The organism is Streptomyces yerevanensis, assembly GCF_000716805.1.
GTDB lineage: Bacteria > Actinomycetota > Actinomycetes > Streptomycetales > Streptomycetaceae > Streptomyces > Streptomyces flaveus.
The window spans coordinates 46,132-68,341 of the sequence record NZ_JNWJ01000036.1 but is presented as its reverse complement, the minus strand read 5'-3'; the positions used below and the strand labels follow the sequence as shown (position 1 = coordinate 68,341).

Below are 22,210 nucleotides of genomic sequence, written 5' to 3'. Positions count from 1 at the left end.
GTCACTCCTTTGTGAAAGACGTACGGAACGTGTTGCGACGGACAACGGGTCAGTCGGTGAGGCCGTCGGCCACCCACCAGGCGGCAGTGCTGCCAGGGAGGGTGCCGGGCGGGCAGGGACCGCTCGCGAGCAGCGGTGTGCCGTGGACCGGGGCGGGACAGGAGACGTCGCCGAAGTTGACGGCGCACACCAGCCCGTCACCGCGGACGAAGGCCAGGACCTGCGGCGGGGAATCCAGCCAGCGCAGTGTCCCGTTGCCGAGCGACGGCAGGCTCTGGCGCAACCGCAGCGCGTCGCGGTACAGATGCCAGAAGGAATCGGGATCGGCCATGCCCCGCTCGGTGGTGTGCTCCGCGAACCATTCGGGCTGGGGCAGCCAAGGCTTGGCGACGCCTTCGCCCGAGGTGAAACCGAACGGGGACATGTGCCCCGACCACGGCAGCGGTACTCGGCAGCCGTCCCGGATGCCCACGCGGCTGCCGCTGCGATGGAAGATCGGGTCGGTGAGCACCTCGTCGGGCAGGTCGACGACCTCCGGCAGGCCCAGCTCCTCGCCTTGGTAGATGTAGGCGGCGCCGGGCAGGGAGAGCATCAGCAGCGCGGCGGCGCGGGCGCGCGCGGAGGCCGCGTACCGGGTGACGGTGCGGACCTGATCGTGATTGTTGAGCACCCAGGTGATGGTCGACCCGGTGTCGGCTATGTCCCGCAGCGCGTCCTGGATGACCCGGCGGAAGGTGGCGGCGTCCCAGGGGGCCGTCAGCATGTGGAAGAAGAACGCCTGATGGAGCTCGTCCGGGCGGACATAGGCGGCCTGCTCGGCCGGAGTGCGCACGGACACCTCTCCGACGAGCAGCCGGTCGATGCCGTCCCGTGCGGTGTATTCCTCGCAGATGGCGCGCCAGGTGCGCCAGACACCGTGGGTCTCGGGCTGGTTCCACGCCAGGGGGTTGACCGTGTCCCGGGCGCGCGCGTCGGCTGCCGGGTCCGGGGAGTCCGGCAGTGCGGGATGCTTGAAGAGGCCGGTGGCCACGTCGATGCGGAACCCGTCGACGCCACGGTCCAGCCAGAACCGCAGTACTTGCTCGAAGTAGTCGCCGACCTCGGGGTTACGCCAGTTCAAGTCGGGCTGCTCCGGCCCGAACAGGTGCAGGTACCACTGGCCCGGCGTGCCGTCCGGCTCGGTCACCCGGGTCCAGGCGGGTCCGCCGAACATGGAGTGCCAGTTGTTGGGCGGCAGTTCGCCGCCCGCACCACGACCCTCGGCGAAGTGGAAGCGGGATCTGCCCGGACCGCCGTCCGGGCCTTCGGCCAGGGCCTGCAGGAACCACGGGTGGCGGCTGGAGCAGTGGTTGGGGACGATGTCGATGAGCACCTTGAACCCGAGTCGGTGCGCGTCGTCCACCAGGCCGCCGAACTCGTCCAGGTCTCCGTAGACCGGGTCCACGTCGCAGTAGTCGGCGACGTCGTAGCCGTGGTCGTACTGCGGCGAGGGGTAGAACGGGTTGAGCCATATGCCGTCGACACCGAGTCGCTTGAGGTACGGCAGGCCCGCGCGGACACCGGCGAGGTCGCCGATGCCGTCCCCGGTGCTGTCGAGGAAGCTGCGGACGTACACCTCGTAGATGACGGCGGTGCGCCACCACTGCTGTCGTGCGGTGTGCTCTGGCCGCTCGGAGGGGCGCGGTTCGTTCTGTACCGAGCCGTCGTCGACGAATGCGTCGATCATCGGGAAACCGTCCTGGGCTGGGCGTGATGGAGACCGGCCGCCGAGCGGGGAGGGCGACGGCCGGCCGACTGGGCGCCGGATCCCGCACCGCGGAAGGCGCGTTGGGAGGGGAGGGGATGCAGATGAGATGCGGATGGGGAGGCCGGTTGGCAGGCGGCACTGACGGCTGACGGCTGACGGCTGACGGCTGACGGCTGACGGCTGACGGCTGACGGCTGACGGCTGACGGCTGACGGGCAAGGATTCGTTCGCCGGGCCAAGCAGGGTCGCCGGTTGTGAGGCCACCGATGAGGACGGAAGCCCATTCGCCGGCGCGATGCCCGCCGGTGAGGCCGGAACGCCGTTCGCCGGCGCGACACCCGCCGATGCGGAGGAAGGGCGGTCCGCCGATCGCGCCGCTCGCCGAAGGGTGCTGAGGGACCGTCAGATCACGGATAACCGAGGCAGTGCCGAAGCGACGGCGAGGGGCTGTGCCGTGGCGTTCAGCGCCGCCCCCATCGCGCCGGCGTACGGGCCGAGTGCGGCGGCCAGGAACGTCACCGGTCCGATCAGTCGCCGACGGTCGCGCAGTGCCAGTTCGACGGCCGGTCGCATCACGCCGAAGGCCGGCGCCACGCCACCGCCGACGACGACCGTCGAGAGACCGAGCTGGGTCAGCACGCTGCCCAGGACCGTACCTACTGCCGTGGCGGCGGTATCGAGGATCTCCCGGGCCATGGTGTCGCCCGACTGGGCGGCCTGGACCAGGTCTTCGGGTGTCGCGGTCCGGTCCTGGTCCGCGGTCCCGCGCGAGGCGAGGACCCGGGACCAGGCGACTGCCAGGGCCCGGCCGCCCGACACCGTCTCCAGGCAGCCGCGGGCTCCGCACGCACAGCGGCTTCCGCCAGGCGCGGCAGTCATGTGCCCGATTTCGCCGATCCTGTCGCCGGGGCCGCGCAGGACGCTGCCGCCCAGGGCGATCGCACCGCCTATCCCGGTGCCCATGGTCATGAACACCACGTCGGTGTGACCGCGCGCGGAGCCCAGAGCGAGTTCCGCCGAGGCGAACGCGCGTGCGTCGTTCATCAGCAGGACGGGCTTCGCGGTCGCGCTTTCGAGCGTGTCCGCAAGCGGGTAGCCCTGCCACTCGCCGTCGATGTTCGGAATGGTGGTGGTGGAGCGCAGGTCCGGGCTCAGATGGCCGGGCAGCGCTACGCCGATGGCCTCGACGGTGCGTGCCTCGGCGAGTTCGGCGATGGTGGCGGCGACCTGCGCGGGACCGGCGGCCGGTGTGGGCAGCATGCCCCGTGCGACGACGACCGCGCCGGCGCGGTGCACCCACTTGATGTTCGTGCCCCCGATGTCCACCCCAAGGGCGGACCCTTCGGGACGAGGACCGCCTCTGGTCGCGACCATACGATCTCCTGATGGATCAGTATTGCCTGTATAGACTTAACGGAAAGTTAGGGCGCGTAAATCATCCAGTCAATCAGTTGAGACGTAAAGAATCAGAAACGTCGAGCCAGCGGCAGACGGTCGCAAACCTGTCTAGCCTTTTACGCCGGGACGGTCAGTCGGGTGCGATCAGGGCGCCGTCGGCTGCGAGTTGCTCACGCAGTTCGACGATGTTCGCGTCGCGGGGCCGGCATCCGGCGGAGACCGCCAAGGCCGCCGCGGCCCCGGCGGCCTGCCCCATCGCCATGCACTGTCCGATGGAGCGGACGGAGGCATGGGCGTCGTGGGTGGCCGACAGGCACCGGCCCGCGACGAGCAGACCGTCAACGCCACGGGGAAGCAGGCATCGGTAGGGCACACCGTAAGTGCGGCCGGTGGGCGTCTGGTCACCGGAGCCGACGTACTGCCAGATCGTCCGCTGCCCGGCGGCATGGTCCTCGATAGGAGCCCCACAGCGCGCGATGGCGTCATCGAACTGACGCGCACTCAGGACGTCCTCCTTGCCCAGGACGTACTCGCCGATCAGACGGCGGCTCTCCCGCACGCCGATCCGCGGCGCGGACGCGATGAGGAAAGCCCGTTCGTACCCCGGCACCTGCTCGACGAGGAACCGGGTGTACTCGACGACCTGGCGACGCCCCTCCTGTTCGGCTCCGGAAAGCTGCCACGGGTCGGTCGGGTCGACGCCGCTGACGCGGGTCACGTTGGTGTGGACGACCCCGGGTTCGGTGGTCCGGTGGACAGAACCTTCGCGCCGGGGCAGCTCGTACGCTCCCGAGTCGGCGTGCAGAGCCATCAGGCGGTGCAGCTCCGCCGTCGAGGTCGCCTCGGCGTCGACACCGGCGAGCCGGAAGGTCTGGGTGAGCGGTTGCACGACGCGGTCCTCGGCGGGTCGCTCCAGCGCAGCCCCCGCGCGCCAGGCGATGTCGGCATCACCGCTGGCGTCGACGACGACCTGGGCCCGTACGAATCCGGGGCCGGCGACCGTCTCGACGACCACGCCGAGAACGTCCTGACCCTCCATCACCACCCGTGACGCACGCGCGTGGAACAGGACCCGCACACCGGCCCTGCCGGTGAGTTCGTCCCAGACCAGCTTGAGTGTCTCGGGGTCGTAGGTGATGCCGGTGCCCGCGCCGTAGGTGTTGGGGCGTTCGAAGGCCGCCTTGCGATCGGTGAGCTCCTGGCACACCTCCCAGCCCACGCCGCCGACGACGCGCTCCCCCGTGCCGGGCGCGTAGAAGCCGTAGAACGTGTCCAGGACGCTCGCCCCGGTGCCGCCCAGGTGAGCGGCGCTTTCCACGAGCAGGGTGGAGGAGCCCCGTCGGGCGGCCGCGACGGCTGCCGCGGAGCCCGCCGAGCCTCCGCCGACGACCACCACATCACCGTCCCACAGCAGCGGATGGCGCTCGGCCTCCGCCTGGTTGACGCGTGTGCCGTTCACCTCAGGTGCCACCCTCCGTCTACGGGGACGACCGCGCCGGTCGTGCGGCAGGAAGAGTCCGACAGCAGCCACATGACGGTGTCGGCGATCTCTTCGGGGCTGCAGGCCCGCGCGCCGAGCGGCATCAGCCGCGGCATCCGGTCCTGGATCGCGGGATCGGTCATGGCACGGGCGGCCATCGGGGTGTCCACCAGGCCGGCCGCGACGATGTTGACGCGCACCCCCTTGGGGGCGCCGGTGAACGCGGCCGAGCGCACCAGGGGAACCAGGGCGCCCTTCGCGCTGGCGTAGGCCGCGGTGAGGAAGTCCTCATCGAGTGTGCTCGCCAGGGCGGAGCCGATCACGACGATCGACCCGCCCGAGCCGGACAGCCGCCGCATGCCGGCACGCAACAGGTAGAACACCGAGTCGAGATCGACCCGGTGCACTTCACGCCAGGCCTCGTCGCCGCACTCGTCCACCGGCCCGTCGCCGAGACGCCGGCCGGACATGCCCACCGCGTGCACGATGCCGTCCAGACCGTCCAGGGCCTCGGCAGCTCGCGCCACGGCCGCATCGGCACCCGCGGACACGGTGATGTCGTACGTATCGCGGTCGGCCTCGAAGACTTCGGCACCGGCGGCGCGCGCCGCGTTGACGCACGCGGCGCCGATCCCGCCCCGAGCACCGGCCACCAGCAGCCGCTTCACGGTGCACCGTCCGCGGTGCGCAGAGCGGCGGCGGAGCGGCGGGCGAACTCGAGATAGGCGCCCTCGAACAGCTCGTTGCTGCGGTCCGCGCCGACCAGGCGGGAGCTGGTGATGACCGGCGGCATGGCGCCCCACTCGGCCAGCAGTTCGGCGACCCGGACCTTGATCTCGTTGACCACGGCGATCGCGGTGAAGGTACTCACCGGGCCGACGGGAACGTCCAGGCCGTCGACGTGGCAGATGGCGTCGCCGACCGGCGATCCCAGATCGATCACCACATCGGCGTGGTCGGCGAGCCGGGAGCCGCTCGGATGCCGCGGTTCGGCGGCGTTCGTCTCCTGCAGCGACGTGGCCGCGATGACCGGCAGCCCTGCCTTCTTCGCGCCCATCGCCATCTCGATGGGGACGGCGTTGAGCCCGCTGACACTGAAGATGAACATGCTGTCCGAAGGGCGCAGCCGGAAGTTGGCCAGGATCTGGTCGGCCAGCCCCTCGACGCGCTCGATGAACATCGCCTGCCGCTGCCCGTTGGCCCCCACCACCTGGGTGTGGAACGTCATCGAGAGCTCCACCAGCGGCTGGAAGCCGGGATAGGAGCCGTAGCGGGGAAATATCTCCTCCACCGGCATGCGCGAATGACCGGTGCCGAAGGTGTAGACGACGCCGTCGTCGGCGATCGACCTGGCGGCGATCTGGGCCGCGGCCTCGACGGCGCCGGCCTGGGACTCGGCAATCTGCTCGACGATCCCGACTGCGGTACGGATCCACGATGGCACGTGCAGATACCTCTCGGTACAAGGGCGGAGACAGGACGTGGGCGGAGACAGGACAGAGACTGCGCTCCTGCGGAGCAGCGCCCAGCGAAGTAAGTCTAGACAGGTAGTACGCCCAGGACGCTAAGGCGGCAACCAACACAACGTCAAGCATCTGTGCCGATTGATCACCGGCTTACAGTCCAGCGGACCGGTGTGGACGCACGCCAAGGTGACGGCCTATGCTGCGGAGACCTACCGGTATAGACAGCGGGGCTACCGGTACAGACAAAGGGAGGAAAGCCGTGGCTCGGCGGCCCATGCCGCGACATGAAGCAGTCGAACGGCACATCCGCAGCCGGATCGCGGGGCTGAAGCCCGGGGATCAGATCGAGTCCGACGCGGAACTGTGCGACTTGTTCCAAGTCAGCCGGATGACTGTCCGGCAGGCGACCCAGCGTCTGGTCGCCGAGGGTGTGATCTACCGGATCTCCGGGGTCGGCACATTCGTGGGGGAACCGCAGGTCCACCGCCAGATGGGCAAACTGCGCTCCTTCACCGAGGAGATGGCCCTGCGCGGCATGACCGTGTCATCGACCGTCCTGGCCAGTGAACTGCGCGTGGGCAGCCAGGAGGAGACGACCGCGCTCAGGCTCGCTCCTCGGTCCAACGTCGTTCATGTACGGCGGCTGCGGCTGGCCGACGAGCAGCCGATGGCGATCGAGAACGTCGTGCTGCCACCGTCCTGTGCCTGGCTGTTGCGCGAGGACCTGGCCCATGGCTCGCTGCACCAGGCCCTCACCGAGCAGGGTTTCGCCCCCTCCCGGGCAACCGGAACGCAGATAGCGGCCATCGCCACCGAGGACGATGCCGCCCTTCTCGAACTGCCCGTCGGGGCGGCCATCTTCGTCGAGCGCCGACTGATCACGACCGGCGACGGCACACCCGTCGAACTCACCGAATCCCGCTATGCGGGTTCCCGTTTCGTGTTCCACATCGAACTGGCCTAGGGGGCTTCTGAACTGGCCTGGCCGGTCGGTCTCCGGCCACCGGTCATGACCGCCGGTACCAGTACCACGGCTCGAACTGTCGGTCGTCGCGCCCGGCTCCCCCGGCCCGAGCCGGGGTGGGTCCCCGACACCGGTCGGAGGGTCGGCATCGTGAAGGAGAACAGCATGCCTGTCGTCGAGACAGTCCTGGGCCCTGTCGCCGCTGACGAACTCGGCGCGGTGGATGCCCACGAGCACGTCTTCCTGCGTACGCCGGTCAACCCGGGTGACGAGTTCCTCGACACCGGCAAGGCGGCGGCCGAACTCCTGCGGGTGGCGGCGAGCGGCATCCGTACCGTCGTCGACCTGACCCCGGTCGGCCTCGGACGCCGCCCCGTCCAGCTCGCCGAGGTCTCCCGCACAAGCGCCGTCCATGTCGTGGCCGCGACCGGCTTCCACCGCAGCGCGCACTACCCGGCCGCTCACTGGGCCCGCCACGCCGACGACGCCACGCTTCTCGACGTCCTCCTGGACGACCTGCGGATCGGCATGGACAGCCACGACTGGGACTTCCCGCGCCCCATTCCCAGCTCTCACAAGGCCGGCGTCATCAAGCTCGGGGCTTCGTACCACCGGATCGACCGCCACGAGGAACGCTGGTTCGCCGCGGGAGCGACGGCGGCCCGGCAGACAGGCGTGGCCGTGGCGGTCCACACCGAGGTCGGGACCGCCGCACACGCCGCCCTGGACCTCCTGGACAAGCACGGCCTGCCGGCCGGGCGGGTCCTGCTCGCCCACACCGACCGCAACCCCGATCCGGAACTCCACCTCGACCTGATCGCCCGCGGCGCCCACCTCGTCTACGACACGATCGGGCGGATCAAGTACCGGCCGGACTCCGTCGTCCTCGACCTGGTCGAGCGCATGGCCGAGGCCGGCAAACTGGGTCACGTCTGCCTGGGGACCGACGTCGGACGCAAGTCCTCGCTCACCGCGTACGGCGGCGGGCCGGGAATGGACGTACTCGGCCGGGAGTTCGTCCCGCGGCTGCGCCGGCGTCTGGGCGACGAGGCGGTCGAGACCGTTTTGCGTTACGCCCCCCAGGCACTCCTGGGCAAAGAGACCCCTGCCGTGTGAGGGCAGCGCCGAGCCGCGGCCGCGCCGTCGGCCCCACCCCAGGTGGGGCGGGCTTCTCACGGGTGTGAGCAGGTGTACGTCAGGGTGCTGGGAGGTCGACCAGTTCGGCCAGCGCCTCCCGGTGGCGGCCCGCTGTTCCGTACGCGATCGAGTCGGCCTTGGCCCGCTTCAGGTACAGGTGCACGGGGTGCTCCCACGTCATGCCGATGCCGGCGTGCAACTGCACTGCCTCCTCGGCGGCATGGACCGCGACGGGTGCCGCGTACGCCTGGGCGAGCGCGACCGCCACATCCGCGTCCGTACTCCCGGTGGCCAGCGCGTCGGCGGCGCCTCGGGCCGCGGCGCGCGTGTTGACGACTTCCAGCCACAGCTGGGCGAGCCGGTGCTTGAGGGCCTGGAAGCCGCCGACGGGCCGGTTGAACTGCTTGCGCTCCTTCAGGTAGCGGACCGTCTCGGTCAAACACCAGTCGGCGAGGCCGAGTTGCTCGGAGGCGAGCAGTCCGGCTCCGGCCCGCAGGCCGCGTCGTACGGCGGGTTCGGCATCCCCCAGCAGGCGGCCGGCCGCGCCCTCGAGCACCACCGTCGCCACCGGCCGGGTCAGGTCCAGGGACACCTGCGGGCTGACGGTCACGGCGTCGGCCTCCACCGCGTACAGACCGCCGTCGTCCGCGGGCACGAGCAGTACGTCGGCGACGGCCGCGTCCGCGATGCCGGTCAACTCCCCGTGCAGGGCGCCGTTCTCATGTCGTACGAGCTGGTAGGCGGCGCCGGGAGCGACGTTCAGCGCGACGGCGAGGGCGCCGATCCGCCGCCCGGACGCGAGCTCGCCGAGGAGGTCGTCGGCCCCGTAGGCGAGCAGGGCCTCGGTGGCGACGACCGCGCTCGTCAGATAGGGGACGGGAGCGACCGCGCGGCCCAACTCCTCCAGCACCACGGCGACTTCGCGGTGTGTGGCGCCCTGGCCGCCCGACGACTCGGGGACGAGGAGCCCCGCAAGACCCATGCCGTCGGCGAGGGCCTTCCACAGCTCGGGGTCGTACGGCGTACCGGACTCCACGCGGGCGATGACGTCCGCCGCGTCGCAGTGGTCGGTGAGAAGGTCGCGTACGGCCGCGCGCAGCGCCTCTTCCTCCTCCGAGTACAGCAGGTCGGGCTGTGGGCGCTGCGCTGTCATCGGGCGAGGTCCTTCCAGGCGACGTCCTTGTCGGTGCGCGGCTCGGCGGGCAGGCCAAGGACGCGCTCGGCGACGATGTTCAGCAGGACCTCGTTGGTCCCGCCCTCGATGCTGTTGCCCTTGGAGCGGAGGTAGCGGTAGCCGGCATCGCGCCCGGTGAAGTCGACGAGTTCGGGGCGTCGCATCGTCCAGTCCTCGTACAACAGGCCTTCCTCGCCGAGGAGTTCGACCTCAAGGCCGCTGATCTCCTGGTTGAGGCGGGCGAACGCGAGCTTCAGTCCCGAGCCCTCGGGGCCGGGCTGGCCCGCGACGAGCTGCTGACGCAGCCGTTCGCCGGTGAGGCGGGCGACCTCGGCCTCGACCCACAGGGTGAGGAGCCGCTGGTGGAGGTCGTGGGTGCGCAGTTCGGGGCGCTCGCGCCAGGTCTTCGAGACCGGGCCGATCATGCCGCCCTCGCGCGGGATACGCATACCGCCGATGGACACGCGCTCGTTCATCAGCGTCGTCTGCGCGACCCGCCAGCCGTCGCCGACCTCCCCGAGACGGTGGGAGTCGGGAATGCGGACGTCGGTGAGGAACACCTCGTTGAACTCGGCCTCGCCGGTGATCTGGCGCAGCGGTCGCACCTCGACGCCGGGGTCGGTCATGTCGCAGATGAAGTACGTGATGCCGCGGTGCTTGGGCACGTCCGGGTCGGTACGGGCGATGAGGATGGCCCAGCGGGCGACATGGGCGCTGGACGTCCACACCTTCTGTCCGTTGACGACCCAGTCTCCCCCACTCTCGGCTTCGCTCGAGCGGGAGGGACTCCCATCGTCACGCACCGCACGGGTGCCCAGTGCGGCCAGGTCGGAGCCGGCGCCCGGCTCGCTGAACAGCTGGCACCAGACCTCCTCACCCACCCAAAGAGGCCTGAGGAAGCGGCGCTTCTGCTCCTCCGTACCGAAGCCGAGGATCGTCGGCGCCGCCATGCCGAGGCCGATGCCGATACGCCGTGGGTCGTTGTCGGGGGCGCCCGCGGCCTCCAACTCGGCGTCCACGACGGCCTGGAGAGAGCGCGGCGCGCCGAGTCCGCCGAGGCCCTGCGGGTAGTGCACCCAGGCGAGTCCGGCGTCGAAGCGGGCCTTGAGGAAGTCGAGGCGGTCAGTGGTGGCGGGAGGGTGGGCAGCCAGCAACTCCTGCGTACGACCCCGCAGTTCGGCGGCGTCGGTCATGCCGCTCCTCCTTCAGTGAGACCAGGGATGACGGCGACGCGCCCGATGGTGACGCCGTCGGCGACACGCTGCACGGCGGCAGCCGCACCGCCCAGCGGTACGCGCTCGCTGACCAGCGGCTTGATCGCGCCGCGGGCGGCCAGTTCGGTGAGCTGCTCGTGGCAGCGCAGGACCAGCTTCGGGTTCTTGGTGTTGTAGAGGCCCCAGTGCAGGCCCATGATCGAGTAGTTCTTCACCAGGGCGTGGTTCAGGGCCGGACTGGGAATCGACCCGCTCGCGAAGCCCACGACCACGATCCGCCCCTCGAAGGCGACGACCTTGGCGGATTGCGCGTACGCCGCACCGCCGACCGGGTCGTAGATCACGTCCGCGCCCCGGCCGCCGGTCGCCTCCTTCACGGCGCCGATGACGTCCTCGGCACGCCGGTCGATGACGACGTCGCACCCCAACTCCCGTGCCACGTCCGCCTTGTCGGACCCGCCCACGACCCCGATGACCGTGGCGCCCGCGGCCTTGCCGAGCTGTACGGCCGCGCTGCCGACCCCTCCTGCGGCAGCGTGGACGAGCAGCGTCTCGCCGGCCTCAAGACCTGCCCGGCGGTGCAGACCGAACCATCCCGTCTGGTAGCCGATGTGCAGAGCCGCGGCCTCGGCGTCGTCGAGCGCCTCGGGAGCGGGCAGTACGGCCGCGGCGTCCGCGATCGCGTACTCGGCGAAGCCGCCGTACGGCAGCGCGGGGTTGGCGATGACCCTCCGCCCGTCCTCGGTCTCACCGCAGATCTCCACGCCGGGCGTGAACGGCAGCGGCGGCCTGATCTGGTACTGCCCGCGGCACAGCAGGGCGTCCGGGAAGTTGATGTTCGCGGCGCGCACCTTGAGCAGGACCTGGCCCTCGCCGGGCACCGGCCGCTCCACGTCCTCGAGCCGCATCATCTCGCTCGGCTCGCCGTTCTGGTGCACTTGCCATGCCTGCATGCGGGGCCTCCACGGGACACGAGACTGCGTCGTCTGACCGGGGTCGGTTGCATACTAAGCAGTCGCTTGCCGATCAGGCTACCGCCACGCACATCACGACCGCTTGGGCCGTGCCCGTACGTGCATCCGCTCCCCCTGCGGCCCGAACAGGCTGAGGAACTCCGCCGGCCCCTCCCCCGTCGACCCGAACCAGTGCGGCACGCGTGTGTCGAACTCGGCGGCCTCCCCAGCCGTGAGCACCACGTCGTGCTCGCCCAGCACGAACCGCAGCCGCCCAGAGAGGACGTAGAGCCATTCATACCCCTCGTGGACACGGGGTTCTGGCTCCTCCTGCCCCTGCGGTACGAGCACCTTGAACGCCTGGAGTCCGCCTGGCTGGCGGGTGAGCGGCCAGTAGGTGCGCCCGTGCCGCTCGATCGGCTGGGACCGGACCCGCGGATCCCGCACCGGCGGAGCCCCCACCAGCTCGTCCAGAGCCACCTCGTGGGCCCGGGCGATCGGCAGCAGCAGCTCCAGGCTGGGCTTGCGCAGGCCTGACTCCAGCCGGGAGAGGGTGCTCACGGAGATACCGGTGGCCTCGGACAGACCCGCCAAGGTCGCACCTCGCTCCTTCCTGATCCGTCGCAGCCGGGGGCCGACTCCCGCCAGAACCTCGTCGGTGTCCCGCTCGTTCAGGTCCGTCCCGTGCTCACTCTCACGCTCGCTCATGCGTCTATTGCAGTTTCGGCAAAGATGTTTGTCAATACGGCAGCGTTCGGGCGACCTTGTGTGTGGAGGTGGTCACCATGACCGATCGTTACGAAGTGGTCGTCGTCGGAGGCGGCGCGGCCGGACTGTCCGCCGCGCTCGTACTGGGACGCGCGCGGCGCCAGGTGCTCGTCGTCGACGCGGGCGAGCCGCGCAACGCGCCCGCCGCGCACATGCAGGGCTATCTGTCGCGGGACGGGATGTCGCCCGCCGAGTTCCTCGCCGAGGGGCGGCGGGAGATTCAGCGATACGGGGTCGAGCTGGTACGGGACCGTGCGGCGGACGTCGCGCGGGACGACGCCGGGGAGTTCGACGTGACGCTGGAATCCGGGCGGACGGTGCATGCGCGTCGACTGGTCGTCGCGACCGGGCTTGCGGACGAGTTGCCGACGGTGCCCGGGGTCGCGGAGCGCTTCGGGCGGGATGTGCTGCACTGTCCGTACTGCCACGGCTGGGAGGTTCGCGACCAGGCGTTCGGGGTGCTTGCGACGTCCGTCATGAGCGTGCACCAGGCGCTGATGGTCACGCAGTGGTCCAAGGACGTTTCCTTCTTCCTGCACACGGTCGCCGAGTCCGAACTCTCGGACGAGGACCTGCGCCACCTTGCTGCGGCCGGGGTGAACGTGGTTCCCGGCGAGGTGGCGGCGCTCGTCGTCTCGGACGATCGGCTCACCGGGGTGCGTCTTGCGGACGGGTCCGAGCACGAGCGCTCCGTGGTGTTCGTGGCGCCGCGGGCCGTTCCGCGTACGGGGCTGCTGGAGCAGCTCGGTGCCGACCTGGAGGAGACGCCGTTCGGCGTGTACGCGGCCGTGGACGAAGCGGGTCGCACCAGCGTGCCGGGCGTTTGGGCGGCGGGCAATGCTGTGGGGTTCTCGGAGCAGGTGATCAACGCGGCTGCGTTGGGCTATCGAGCGGGGGCCATGATCAACGGGGACTTGCTGTTCGCAGACATCGTCTCCGGCGGCTGAGCAGGGGCGCCTACCGGGAAGGTGGGTTCGGTTCACGGGCGACTGCGGGTCCGTCGTGGCTGGTCGCGCCCACGCGGCGGAGCCGCAAATCGATACAGCCCCGCGCCCCTAAAAAGCCTGCGGCTCCACCCACTCCCAGCCACAACGAACCCGCAGCTTCCCTCCGGCGGGAGGGGGCGTGGGCCGGTGCGTCGTATGCCCGTCGCTTAGCTCCGGTCTCGGAGAACCCGCACCCTGTACCAGCTAAGGGTCGTATGCCCGCCCTGCGACGGGCTGACGCACCGGCCCACGACCCCGCCACCCCCCACCCACCCAGGGGCGCGGGGAACTGCGCGAGCAACCACAACGAACCCGCAGTCGCCGAACGAACCCAACCCTCCACCCCCGTAGGCGCCCCGCCCAACCGCCGGAGGCACCCCGCGGGGCTGTATCGATGTGCGGCTCCGCCGCGTGGGCGCGACCAGCCACCCACCAACCCGCACCCGAGACACAATGGCTACATGCTGTTCGCCCGGCTCGCGAATGTGTCGCAGGAGGTCGCCGCCACCCCTGCGCGATCCCGGAAGATCGGCTTACTGGCCGAGCTGTTCCGGGACGCGCAGGCCGAGGAAGCGCCGATCGTGATCCCGTACCTGGCGGGACGCCTCCCGCAGGGGCGGATCGGCATCGGCTGGAAGGTGCTCAGCCGACCAGTCGCCCCGGCCGGAGAGCCCACACTCAGCGTCCGGGACGTGGACGCAAGGCTGACCGCGCTCGCGGGCATCTCCGGCACCGGCTCGCAGGCCGAACGCCTGCGACTGGTCGGGGAGTTGATGGCGGCGGCCACCGCGGACGAGCAGCGGTTCCTGCTCGGGCTGCTCAGCGGAGAGGTGCGGCAGGGCGCCCTCGACGCCGTCGCCGTCGAAGGGCTCGCCGAGGCGACCGGGGCGCCCTCCGCGGACGTACGGCGCGCGGTGATGCTGGCCGGTTCGCTGCAGACCGTGGCGCAGCGACTGCTGGCGGACGGCCCGGAGGCGCTCGACGAGTTCCGGCTCACCGTCGGCCGTCCGGTCCTGCCCATGCTGGCGCACAGCGCCGCGTCCGTGGCGGAGGCGATCGGCAAGCTCGGCGCCTGCGCCGTCGAGGAGAAGCTGGACGGCATCCGCGTCCAGGTCCACCGCGACGGCGACGACATACGCCTCTACACGCGCACCCTGGACGACATCACCGACCGTCTGCCCGAACTCACTTCCGCAGCAAGGGAGTTGAAGGGCGAGCGGTTCATTCTGGACGGCGAGGTCATCGCGTTCGACGAGGACGGCCGGCCGAAGTCCTTCCAGGACATCTCCGGGCGGGTGGGCTCCCGTGTGGACGTCGGCACGGCGGCCGAGGCCCTGCCCGTCTCCCCCGTCTTCTTCGACGCACTTTCCGTGAACGGTCACGACCTGCTCGACCTGCCGTTCGCCGACCGCCACGCGGAGCTGGCCCGGCTGGTTCCCGAGCCGATGCGGGTGCGGCGCACGCTCGTGGCGGATCCGGCGGACAGCGAGGCGCGCGAGGCCGCGGAACGGTTCCTCGCGGACACGCTGAAGCGCGGCCATGAGGGCGTCGTACTGAAGGGCCTCGACGCCCCCTACAGCGCGGGCCGGCGCGGTGCCTCCTGGCTGAAGGTCAAACCCGTACACACGCTGGACCTGGTGGTCCTGGCCGCCGAATGGGGGCACGGGCGGCGCACCGGCAAGCTGTCCAACCTGCATCTGGGGGCGCGGAATCCGGACGGCTCGTTCGCCATGCTGGGCAAGACGTTCAAGGGCATGACGGACGCGATGCTGGTCTGGCAGACCGAGCGGCTGCGCGAGATCGCCGTCAAGGACAACGGCCATGTGGTGACCGTACGGCCCGAGCTCGTCGTCGAGATCGCCTACGACGGTCTGCAGAAGTCCACCCGCTACCCGGTCGGCGTCACGCTCCGCTTCGCCCGCGTCGTCCGTTACCGCGAGGACAAGACCCCGGCGGAGGCCGACACCGTCGAGATGCTGCTCGCCGCGCACCCGGAGGTGCCCCGGTGAAAGCCCCTCGCCGCAGCGCGGGCCTGCTGCTGTTCCACCACACCGGCGACGGCCTGGAGGTACTGCTCGGACACATGGGCGGCCCCTTCTGGGAACGTCGCGACGCCGGCGCGTGGACCGTACCGAAGGGTGAGTACGAGCCCGACGAGCCGGCCTGGGACGCGGCCCACCGGGAGTTCCGCGAGGAACTGGGCCTGGAGCCGCCCGACGGCGAGGCCGTGCCGCTCGGCGAGGTCCGGCAGGCGAACGGCAAGATCGTCACCGCGTGGGCGATCGAGGCCGACCTCGACCCGGCGACGGTGGTACCGGGGACGTTCCAGATGGAGTGGCCGAAGGGCTCGGGCCGGCTCAAGGAGTTCCCCGAACTGAGCCGGGTGGAGTGGTTCGGGCTCGACCGGGCGCGAGCCGTGATCGTCAAGGCCCAGGCGGAGTTCCTGGACCGCCTCGAGGAGCACGTCGGCTAAAGCGGCTGCGCGTGGGTACGCGGATCCGACAGACAAGCTCCGGTGCCTGTATTCAGGAGGTCGTCATGCCCATCGCGACGGTGAATCCGGCAAACGGCGAGACGCTCAAGACCTACGACGCTCTCGGCGCCGAGGAGGTCGAGCGCAGGCTCGCGACCGCCGACGCCGCGTTTCGTACGTATCGCACCACCTCGTTCGCCGAGCGCGCACGGCTGATGCGCCGGGCCGCCGATCTGTTGGAGGAGGACGCCCGGGACACCGCCCGCGTGATGACCACGGAGATGGGCAAGCCCATCAAGCAGGCCCGCGCGGAGGTCGCGAAGTGCGCGAAGGCGATGCGCTGGTACGCCGACCACGCCGAGGAACTGCTCGCCGACGAGGAGGCCCCGGAGCCGGAGGCGCGCGACTCCGGTGCCTCCCGGGTGCTCGTGCGCTACCGGCCGCTCGGCCCGGTGCTCGCGGTGATGCCCTGGAACTTCCCGCTCTGGCAGGTGATCCGGTTCGCCGCGCCCGCGCTGATGGCCGGGAACGTCGGACTGCTCAAGCACGCCTCGAACGTGCCGCAGACCGCCCTCTGCCTGGAGGAACTGTTCCACCGGGCGGGCTTCCCGGAAGGCTGTTTCCAGACGTTGCTCATCGGCTCCGGCGAGGTCGAGGGCATCTTGCGCGACGAACGGGTCAAGGCTGCGACGCTCACCGGCAGCGAACCGGCCGGCCGCGCGGTCGCCTCGGTCGCCGGTGACGAGGTCAAGAAGACGGTGCTGGAGCTGGGCGGCAGCGATCCGTACGTGGTGATGCCGTCGGCCGACCTCGACCGGGCGGCGAAGACCGCGGTGACGGCCCGTGTGCAGAACACCGGGCAGTCCTGCATCGCCGCCAAGCGGTTCATCGTGCACACGGACGTGTTCGACGCCTTCGCCGAGCGCTTCACGGCGGGCATGAAGGCGCTGAAGGTCGGCGACCCGCTGGACGAGGACACGGACGTCGGCCCGCTCTCCAGCGAGCAGGGCCGCGACGGTCTGGCGGAGCTGGTGGACGAGGCGGTGGAGAGCGGCGCGACGGTGCTGTGCGGCGGCGAACGGCCCGACCGGCCCGGCTGGTACTACCCGCCGACGGTCCTCACCGACGTCACCCCCGCCATGCGCATCCACCGCGAGGAGACCTTCGGCCCGGTCGCCACGCTCTATCGTGCCGCCGACCTCGACGAGGCGGTGGCGATCGCCAACGACTCGCCGTTCGGGCTGAGTTCCAACGTCTGGACCCGCGACGAGGCCGACATCGACCGCTTCGTACGCGATCTGGAAGCGGGCGGTGTCTATGTCAACGGGATGACGGCGTCCCATCCGGCGTTCCCCTTCGGCGGGGTCAAACGCTCCGGCTACGGACGTGAGCTGTCGGGACACGGAATCCGCGAGTTCTGCAACATCACCACCGTATGGCACGGAGCGTGAGCGTTCCGCAGTTACGATCGCCTGTGTGAACCGCGAAGTGACCCTCCCTCTGATCGTCGACGACCGCGGCACGTTGCAGGTGGCGGCCGCCGACGTCAGCAAGCTGCTGCGCACGGTCGGCGGCCGATGGCTGCATCTGGTCGAGGCCGGTCAGGAGGGCCTCGACGAGGACACGGTGGCGACCCTCACGATCGAACTCGCCAAGCTGGCCGACCGTATCGACGTGGCCTGCATCGCCCACAGCAGCGGGACGTCGTCCGACTAGGGCTCGCTAGGACTCGCCCCGGTCCAGCTCCCACAGGGTGTGCCAGAACATCTCCTCGTAGCGCTGCAACAGGCGTCCGTAGCGATGGACCGCCTCCTCGCTGATCAACTCCGCGTCCAGCCCGGCCTGTACGGCGGCCACCGCCTTCTGCTCCAGGTCGGGCGCGGGCTCGGCGAAGAGGTCGAAGAAACCGCAGGCCTCGTCGTCGAAGCCGTACTGACGGCGCAGCGCCTCGGCGATGGTGGCGCAATAGCCGCCCCAGGCCGAGAAGTTGGCGCTCAACGCGAGCACCACGTCGGCCGGTGCGCCGTTCAGGGCGAGCCAGGCGACGTACGCGGGATACGCCTGGGCCCCCGCCAGCGGCTCGTACGCCGCGATCCGCGCCTCATCGGCTCCACAGGCGGCGAGCAGCGGGCCGAGCCGGTCATGGGCCAGCGCCTCGCCCTCCGCGAGCATGGTGAAGAAGGCGGCACACTCGGGCTCGGCAGCCGAACGTTCCGCCAGATGCAGGAACGCCCGGCGGTCCGCGGCGATCACATGGCGCTGTTCCAGAGCGAGAGTGGCGAGGGTCTCGCGCCGTGCCGCGCCCCGGCCGATCAGTGGCAGCAGCCGGTTGGCACGGGGGTCGGGGGCGAGCTTTCCGGTGATGGTCTCCAGCAGTTCCCTGGCTGTCCGCGTCATCGCCGCACTCCTTCGGCTCGGCTGCGCTGCCTTCCCGTACTCCTCAGGTTCTCACGGCGCCGCCGACCGCTCAGGTGCCGTCAGCGGATCGGCATACCCGCGAGGGTGCGGGCGATCACCAGGCGCTGGATCTCGCTCGTGCCTTCGAAGATCGTGTAGATCGCGGCGTCCCTGTGCATGCGCTCGACCGGGTACTCGCGCGTGTAGCCGTTGCCTCCGAGGATCTGGATCGCCTCCGCCGTCACCTTCTTCGCGGTCTCACTCGCGAACAGCTTCGACATGGACCCCTCAGCCGCGGTGAACGGCTTCCCGTTGACCGCCATCCACGAGGCCCGCCACACCAGCAGCCGGGCCGCGTCGATCGACGTACGCATGTCGGCGAGCTGGAAGGCGACACCCTGGTTGTCGATGATCGGCCGCCCGAACTGCTCCCGCGTCTTGGCGTAGTCGAGAGCGACCTCGTACGCGGCCCGGGCCGTGCCCACGGCCATGGCACCCACGGCGGGGCGGGAGGCCTCGAACGTCGCCATCGCCGCGTTCTTCACGCGCTCACCGTCGCCCGCCTTCGCCCTCTCCCGGGCACGGGCGAGCCGCTCGTCCAGCTTCTCCTTGCCGCCGAGCAGGCAGGAGCCGGGGACGCGGGCGTCCTCCAGGACGACCTCGGCGGTGTGCGAGGCGCGGATGCCGTGCTTCTTGAACTTCTGCCCCTGGGACAGGCCCGGCGTGTTCGGCGGGACGATGAAGGAGGCGTGGCCCTTGGAGCCGAGCTCCGGGTCGACGACGGCGACCACGACGTGGACGTTGGCGATGCCGCCGTTCGTCGCCCAGGTCTTGGTGCCGTTGAGGACCCACTCGTCCTTGGCCTCGTCGTAGACGGCTCGGGTGCGCATGGAGGCCACGTCGGAGCCGGCGTCGGGCTCGGAGGAGCAGAAGGCCGCGACCTTGACGTCGCCCGCGTCGCCGTACATCTGGGGGATCCAGGTGCCGATCTGCTCCTCGGTGCCGTTGGCGAGGACGCCCACGGCGGCGAGGCCGGTGCCGACGATGGACAGGGCGATGCCCGCGTCACCCCAGAACAGTTCTTCCATGGCCATGGGGATGCCGAGGCCGGTGGGGTCGAAGTACTGCTGGGCGTAGAAGTCCAGGGAGTAGATGCCGACTTTCGCGGCCTCCTGGATGACCGGCCAGGGAGTCTCTTCGCGCTCGTCCCATTCGGCTGCCGCGGGACGGATCACATCGGCGGCGAAGCCGTGGAGCCAGTCCCGGACCTCTTTCTGTTCGTCGTTGAGCTCCATGGTGAACTCGGCCATGTCCCCTCCAGCTACAGCACTAGCCTGTTACTTGCGGTAACAGTAACCTGTTACCTGTCGGTAGGAAAAGTCAACTCCCGGTTCCCCTCCGGCAGCCCGTTCGATGCAGAATCACCGCAGGGTGTTACGTTGCGCAGGGTCACCAAATCAGCACGGGTGGGGAGAGCTCATGGACACCACACAGCGGACCGAGCAGCAGCGGTCCGCCGACCGCCGCCGGCGAGAGCTGCTGGAGGCCGCCGACCGGGTGGTGCTCCGCGACGGCCCCGGCGCCTCGATGAACGCCATCGCCGCCGAGGCGGGCATCACCAAGCCCATTCTGTACCGGCACTTCGGTGACAAGGGTGGACTGTACGCGGCCCTCGCCAAGCGCCACACGGACGCCCTGCTCGAAGCGCTGCGGGCCGCCCTGGACGCGCCGGCCGAGCGCCGCGAGCGGGTCGAGGCCACTCTCGACACGTACCTCGCGGCGATCGAGGCACGCCCGCAGGTGTACCGCTTTCTGATGCATCCGTCGGAGGGCGGCCCGCAGAGCGACCAGGGCTTCGACGTCGGCCTTCTCTCCGCTCCCCTGCTGCGCCGTATGGGCGAGGAACTCGGCAAGGTCATCGAGGAACGGGTCGACCTCGGTCCCGACAGCGCGCAGCTCGCGCGGGTGTGGGGACACGGCATCGTCGGCATGATGCACGCGGCCGGCGACTGGTGGCTCGGCGAACGCCCGTGCACACGCGCGGAGTTGGTACGCAGCCTGGCGGACCTGCTGTGGGGGCGCCTGGCGGCGGCGGGCGACAAGGTGGGCGGGCCCAGCTTCTAGCGCCCCCAGGATGCCCGCGCCACCTGCCGCATCACCCGCCGGTGACGCCACCCCGTGAGCCGGTCCACATACACCCCACCCTCAAGGTGATCGCACTCGTGCTGAAGGCATCGGGCAAACCATCCGGTGCCATGCACGCGCACCGGCTCACCGTCCAGCGTGACCCCCTCCACCACCGCATGGTCGTACCGCTCGGTCCCGGCCTCCAGCCCTGGCAACGACAAACACCCCTCGGGCCCTCGCAACACCACCCCGTCCGTCCGGACGAGCCGCGGGTTCACCACATGCCCCACATGCCGCCGGTCCTCGTCATCAGGGCAGTCGTACACAAAGACCCGCAACGACTTACCGACCTGGTTCGCGGCGAGCCCCACGCCCTCCGCCGCATACATCGTCGCGAACATGTCCTCGACGAGACGCGCCAGTTGGGGGCCGAAGTCGGTGACTTCCTCGCATGGTGTGTGCAACACGGGGTCGCCGAGGAGGGACAGAGTGAGGACGCGCCCCTGGGCGCCCGGGATCGAGCCGTGTCGCATGGCGGCAAGGGTACGGTCCTCAATGTCGCGCGGGCGCCGGGGTGGTGCCGCGAATCGGGCCGGTCGTGGATCTCGATAGGCTGAGGGCCACACGTTGCCGGAAGCAGGGCAGAGCGCGGCGTCGTACGCAAGGAGGATCGAGAACTGATGGCAGGCAACTCGGACCCGCTGTCGCCGCGGGCCAAGCTGGCCGTGACGGCGGGCAAGGCGGTCGCGGCTGCGTCGCGGGCCGCGGGCCGCGGCAGCGGATCGGTGATCGGCGGCCGGGTGGCGCTCAAACTCGACCCCGACCTGCTGGCCCGGCTCGCCCAGCACCTGGACGTCATCCTGGTGTCGGCAACCAACGGCAAGACCACCACCACGCGGCTGATCGCGGAGGCGCTGCGCGCCGCGGGCCCCGTCGTCTCGAACGCCCTGGGCGCGAACATGCCCGCCGGCATCACCTCCGCGCTGGCCGGCGGCTCGGACGCGCGGTACGCCGTTATCGAGGTCGACGAGAAGTACCTCTCCGGTGTGGCACGTGACACCGACCCGAAGTGCATCGCGCTCCTCAACCTCTCCCGCGACCAGCTCGACCGCGCCGCCGAGACCCGCATGCTCGCCGAGCACTGGCGTGAGGGCCTGGCCGGTTCGAAGTCCGTCGTGGTCGCCAACGCGGACGATCCGCTGGTCGTGTGGGCCGCCTCCTCCTCGCCGAACGTCGTGTGGGTGGCCGCCGGACAGATGTGGAAGGACGACGCCTGGTCCTGCCCGTCCTGCGGCGGTGTGATGCAGCGGCCCGGCGACGACTGGTACTGCGGCGAGTGCGGTTTCCGCCGCCCGACGCCCACTTGGGCGCTGGACGGTGACCACGTCCTGGACCCGCACGGTTCTGCCTGGCCGATCCACCTCCAGCTGCCGGGCCGCGCCAACAAGGCCAACGCCGCCTCGTCCGCGGCCGTCGCCGCCGTCTTCGGCGTGCCGCCGCAGGTCGCCCTGGAACGCATGTACCAGGTCCAGGCGGTGGCCGGACGGTACGACGTCGTGCAGTTCATGCAGCGTGACCTGCGGCTGCTGCTCGCCAAGAACCCCGCGGGCTGGCTGGAGACGTTCTCACTGATCGACCCGCCGCCGACGCCGGTCATCCTGTCCGTGAACGCGCGCGGGGCCGACGGCACCGACACCTCCTGGCTGTGGGACGTCGACTACACGCGGCTGACCGGGCACCCGATCTTCGTCATCGGCGACCGCAAGCTGGACCTCGCGGTGCGTCTGGAGGTCGCGAACCAGAGCTTCCAGGTCTGCGAGAACCTCGACCAGGCCGTACAGATCTCGCCGCCGGGGCGGATCGAGGTCATCGCGAACTACACCGCGTTCCAGGACCTGCGCCGCCGTGTCGGCAATTGATCCGCGT

General features: G+C 70.5%; 21 protein-coding genes. 9 read left to right on the top strand and 12 right to left on the bottom strand.

Features of this window, described 5'->3' with window-relative positions:
- Window positions 1-49 precede the first annotated feature (49 nt).
- From OP79_RS31445 to OP79_RS31425, 5 genes are all read right to left on the bottom strand, one after another.
- Window positions 50-1,726 carry a glycoside hydrolase family 13 protein gene (locus OP79_RS31445; protein ID WP_033325031.1) on the bottom strand — a complete coding sequence of 559 codons (1,677 nt, stop codon included), beginning with the start codon at window positions 1,724-1,726 and terminating at the stop codon, window positions 50-52.
- A 423-nt stretch (window positions 1,727-2,149) separates the two neighbouring features.
- Entirely contained in the window at window positions 2,150-3,121 is a 972-nt protein-coding gene (locus OP79_RS31440; RefSeq protein WP_078492126.1) for an ROK family protein, read from the bottom strand.
- Window positions 3,122-3,275: 154 nt separating this feature from the next.
- Window positions 3,276-4,604: an FAD-dependent oxidoreductase gene (locus tag OP79_RS31435; RefSeq protein ID WP_078492125.1), complete on the bottom strand. Its 1,329-nt coding sequence runs from the start codon at window positions 4,602-4,604 to the stop codon at window positions 3,276-3,278.
- Entirely contained in the window at window positions 4,601-5,293 is a 693-nt protein-coding gene (locus OP79_RS31430; protein WP_051745060.1) for an SDR family NAD(P)-dependent oxidoreductase, read from the bottom strand. The genes OP79_RS31435 and OP79_RS31430 overlap by 4 nt, the downstream gene beginning before the upstream one ends.
- Complete coding sequence (locus tag OP79_RS31425) at window positions 5,290-6,069, bottom strand: sugar isomerase domain-containing protein (protein WP_211270896.1); 780 nt, start codon at window positions 6,067-6,069, stop codon at window positions 5,290-5,292. The genes OP79_RS31430 and OP79_RS31425 overlap by 4 nt, the downstream gene beginning before the upstream one ends.
- 281 nt (window positions 6,070-6,350) lie before the next feature.
- Here OP79_RS31425 and OP79_RS31420 point away from each other — a divergent pair, with 281 nt between their 5' ends.
- Window positions 6,351-7,055, top strand: a complete 705-nt coding sequence (locus tag OP79_RS31420) for a GntR family transcriptional regulator (protein WP_169786228.1) — start codon at window positions 6,351-6,353, stop codon at window positions 7,053-7,055.
- A gap of 165 nt (window positions 7,056-7,220) precedes the next feature.
- Window positions 7,221-8,171, top strand: coding sequence for a phosphotriesterase family protein (locus OP79_RS31415; RefSeq protein WP_033325029.1), 951 nt, complete (start codon window positions 7,221-7,223; stop codon window positions 8,169-8,171).
- A 79-nt stretch (window positions 8,172-8,250) separates the two neighbouring features.
- Here the strand turns inward: OP79_RS31415 and OP79_RS31410 are convergent, their stop codons facing one another.
- The 4 genes from OP79_RS31410 to OP79_RS31395 all read right to left on the bottom strand — a co-directional run bounded on the left by OP79_RS31410 (window position 8,251) and on the right by OP79_RS31395 (window position 12,241).
- Entirely contained in the window at window positions 8,251-9,345 is a 1,095-nt protein-coding gene (locus OP79_RS31410) for an acyl-CoA dehydrogenase family protein (protein WP_033325028.1), read from the bottom strand.
- Window positions 9,342-10,559: an acyl-CoA dehydrogenase family protein gene (locus OP79_RS31405; RefSeq protein ID WP_033325027.1), complete on the bottom strand. Its 1,218-nt coding sequence runs from the start codon at window positions 10,557-10,559 to the stop codon at window positions 9,342-9,344. Before OP79_RS31405 ends, OP79_RS31410 begins: the two co-directional genes overlap by 4 nt.
- Window positions 10,556-11,533, bottom strand: a complete 978-nt coding sequence (locus OP79_RS31400; protein ID WP_033325026.1) for an NADPH:quinone oxidoreductase family protein — start codon at window positions 11,531-11,533, stop codon at window positions 10,556-10,558. Before OP79_RS31400 ends, OP79_RS31405 begins: the two co-directional genes overlap by 4 nt.
- Before the next feature lie 93 nt (window positions 11,534-11,626).
- Window positions 11,627-12,241: a helix-turn-helix domain-containing protein gene (locus tag OP79_RS31395; protein ID WP_051745057.1), complete on the bottom strand. Its 615-nt coding sequence runs from the start codon at window positions 12,239-12,241 to the stop codon at window positions 11,627-11,629.
- Between the two features lie 77 nt (window positions 12,242-12,318).
- On the opposite strand from OP79_RS31395, the gene OP79_RS31390 reads away from it, so the two are divergent.
- From OP79_RS31390 to OP79_RS31370, 5 genes are all read left to right on the top strand, one after another.
- Window positions 12,319-13,248 carry an NAD(P)/FAD-dependent oxidoreductase gene (locus tag OP79_RS31390; protein WP_033325025.1) on the top strand — a complete coding sequence of 310 codons (930 nt, stop codon included), beginning with the start codon at window positions 12,319-12,321 and terminating at the stop codon, window positions 13,246-13,248.
- Window positions 13,249-13,748: 500 nt separating this feature from the next.
- Window positions 13,749-15,296 (top strand): ATP-dependent DNA ligase, encoded by a 1,548-nt coding sequence (locus OP79_RS31385; protein WP_033325023.1) that lies wholly within the window; start codon window positions 13,749-13,751, stop codon window positions 15,294-15,296.
- A complete protein-coding gene (locus OP79_RS31380) occupies window positions 15,293-15,760 on the top strand; it encodes an NUDIX hydrolase (RefSeq protein WP_033325022.1) in 468 nt (155 codons plus the stop codon). The genes OP79_RS31385 and OP79_RS31380 overlap by 4 nt, the downstream gene beginning before the upstream one ends.
- A gap of 65 nt (window positions 15,761-15,825) precedes the next feature.
- Window positions 15,826-17,211: an NADP-dependent succinic semialdehyde dehydrogenase gene (locus OP79_RS31375; protein ID WP_033325020.1), complete on the top strand. Its 1,386-nt coding sequence runs from the start codon at window positions 15,826-15,828 to the stop codon at window positions 17,209-17,211.
- A 25-nt stretch (window positions 17,212-17,236) separates the two neighbouring features.
- Entirely contained in the window at window positions 17,237-17,476 is a 240-nt protein-coding gene (locus tag OP79_RS31370; protein WP_033325019.1) for a DUF6213 family protein, read from the top strand.
- Between the two features lie 6 nt (window positions 17,477-17,482).
- Here the strand turns inward: OP79_RS31370 and OP79_RS31365 are convergent, their stop codons facing one another.
- Together OP79_RS31365 and OP79_RS31360 are read right to left on the bottom strand one after the other, a co-directional pair.
- Complete coding sequence (locus OP79_RS31365) at window positions 17,483-18,157, bottom strand: transcriptional regulator (protein ID WP_033325018.1); 675 nt, start codon at window positions 18,155-18,157, stop codon at window positions 17,483-17,485.
- Window positions 18,158-18,237: 80 nt separating this feature from the next.
- Window positions 18,238-19,467 (bottom strand): acyl-CoA dehydrogenase family protein, encoded by a 1,230-nt coding sequence (locus tag OP79_RS31360; protein ID WP_033325017.1) that lies wholly within the window; start codon window positions 19,465-19,467, stop codon window positions 18,238-18,240.
- 169 nt (window positions 19,468-19,636) lie between these two features.
- Between OP79_RS31360 and OP79_RS31355 the strand changes: the two genes are divergently transcribed.
- The gene (locus OP79_RS31355; RefSeq protein ID WP_033325016.1) at window positions 19,637-20,281 is read left to right on the top strand and encodes a TetR/AcrR family transcriptional regulator; all 645 of its coding nucleotides are present in this window, start codon (window positions 19,637-19,639) and stop codon (window positions 20,279-20,281) included.
- On the opposite strand, the gene def is transcribed toward OP79_RS31355, so the two are convergent.
- Entirely contained in the window at window positions 20,278-20,817 is a 540-nt protein-coding gene (def, locus tag OP79_RS31350; protein ID WP_033325015.1) for a peptide deformylase, read from the bottom strand. The genes OP79_RS31355 and def overlap by 4 nt on opposite strands.
- A 147-nt stretch (window positions 20,818-20,964) precedes the next feature.
- Between def and OP79_RS31345 the strand changes: the two genes are divergently transcribed.
- On the top strand, window positions 20,965-22,203 hold the full coding sequence (locus OP79_RS31345; RefSeq protein WP_033325013.1) for a MurT ligase domain-containing protein: 1,239 nt from the start codon (window positions 20,965-20,967) through the stop codon (window positions 22,201-22,203).
- Window positions 22,204-22,210: the final 7 nt, after the last annotated feature.

Excerpts from the sequence above, each read along its gene's own strand:
- OP79_RS31375 (WP_033325020.1), top strand. The coding sequence starts at position 15,826 with ATGCCCATCGCGACGGTGAATCCGGCAAACGGCGAGACGCTCAAGACC.
- OP79_RS31345 (WP_033325013.1), top strand. The coding sequence starts at position 20,965 with ATGGCAGGCAACTCGGACCCGCTGTCGCCGCGGGCCAAGCTGGCCGTG.
- OP79_RS31385 (WP_033325023.1), top strand. The coding sequence starts at position 13,749 with ATGCTGTTCGCCCGGCTCGCGAATGTGTCGCAGGAGGTCGCCGCCACC.
- OP79_RS31415 (WP_033325029.1), top strand. The coding sequence starts at position 7,221 with ATGCCTGTCGTCGAGACAGTCCTGGGCCCTGTCGCCGCTGACGAACTC.
- OP79_RS31365 (WP_033325018.1), bottom strand. The coding sequence starts at position 18,157 with ATGACGCGGACAGCCAGGGAACTGCTGGAGACCATCACCGGAAAGCTC.
- OP79_RS31440 (WP_078492126.1), bottom strand. The coding sequence starts at position 3,121 with ATGGTCGCGACCAGAGGCGGTCCTCGTCCCGAAGGGTCCGCCCTTGGG.
- OP79_RS31395 (WP_051745057.1), bottom strand. The coding sequence starts at position 12,241 with ATGAGCGAGCGTGAGAGTGAGCACGGGACGGACCTGAACGAGCGGGAC.
- OP79_RS31410 (WP_033325028.1), bottom strand. The coding sequence starts at position 9,345 with ATGACAGCGCAGCGCCCACAGCCCGACCTGCTGTACTCGGAGGAGGAA.
- OP79_RS31390 (WP_033325025.1), top strand. The coding sequence starts at position 12,319 with ATGACCGATCGTTACGAAGTGGTCGTCGTCGGAGGCGGCGCGGCCGGA.
- def (WP_033325015.1), bottom strand. The coding sequence starts at position 20,817 with ATGCGACACGGCTCGATCCCGGGCGCCCAGGGGCGCGTCCTCACTCTG.
- OP79_RS31360 (WP_033325017.1), bottom strand. The coding sequence starts at position 19,467 with ATGGCCGAGTTCACCATGGAGCTCAACGACGAACAGAAAGAGGTCCGG.
- OP79_RS31355 (WP_033325016.1), top strand. The coding sequence starts at position 19,637 with ATGGACACCACACAGCGGACCGAGCAGCAGCGGTCCGCCGACCGCCGC.
- OP79_RS31400 (WP_033325026.1), bottom strand. The coding sequence starts at position 11,533 with ATGCAGGCATGGCAAGTGCACCAGAACGGCGAGCCGAGCGAGATGATG.
- OP79_RS31405 (WP_033325027.1), bottom strand. The coding sequence starts at position 10,559 with ATGACCGACGCCGCCGAACTGCGGGGTCGTACGCAGGAGTTGCTGGCT.
- OP79_RS31445 (WP_033325031.1), bottom strand. The coding sequence starts at position 1,726 with ATGATCGACGCATTCGTCGACGACGGCTCGGTACAGAACGAACCGCGC.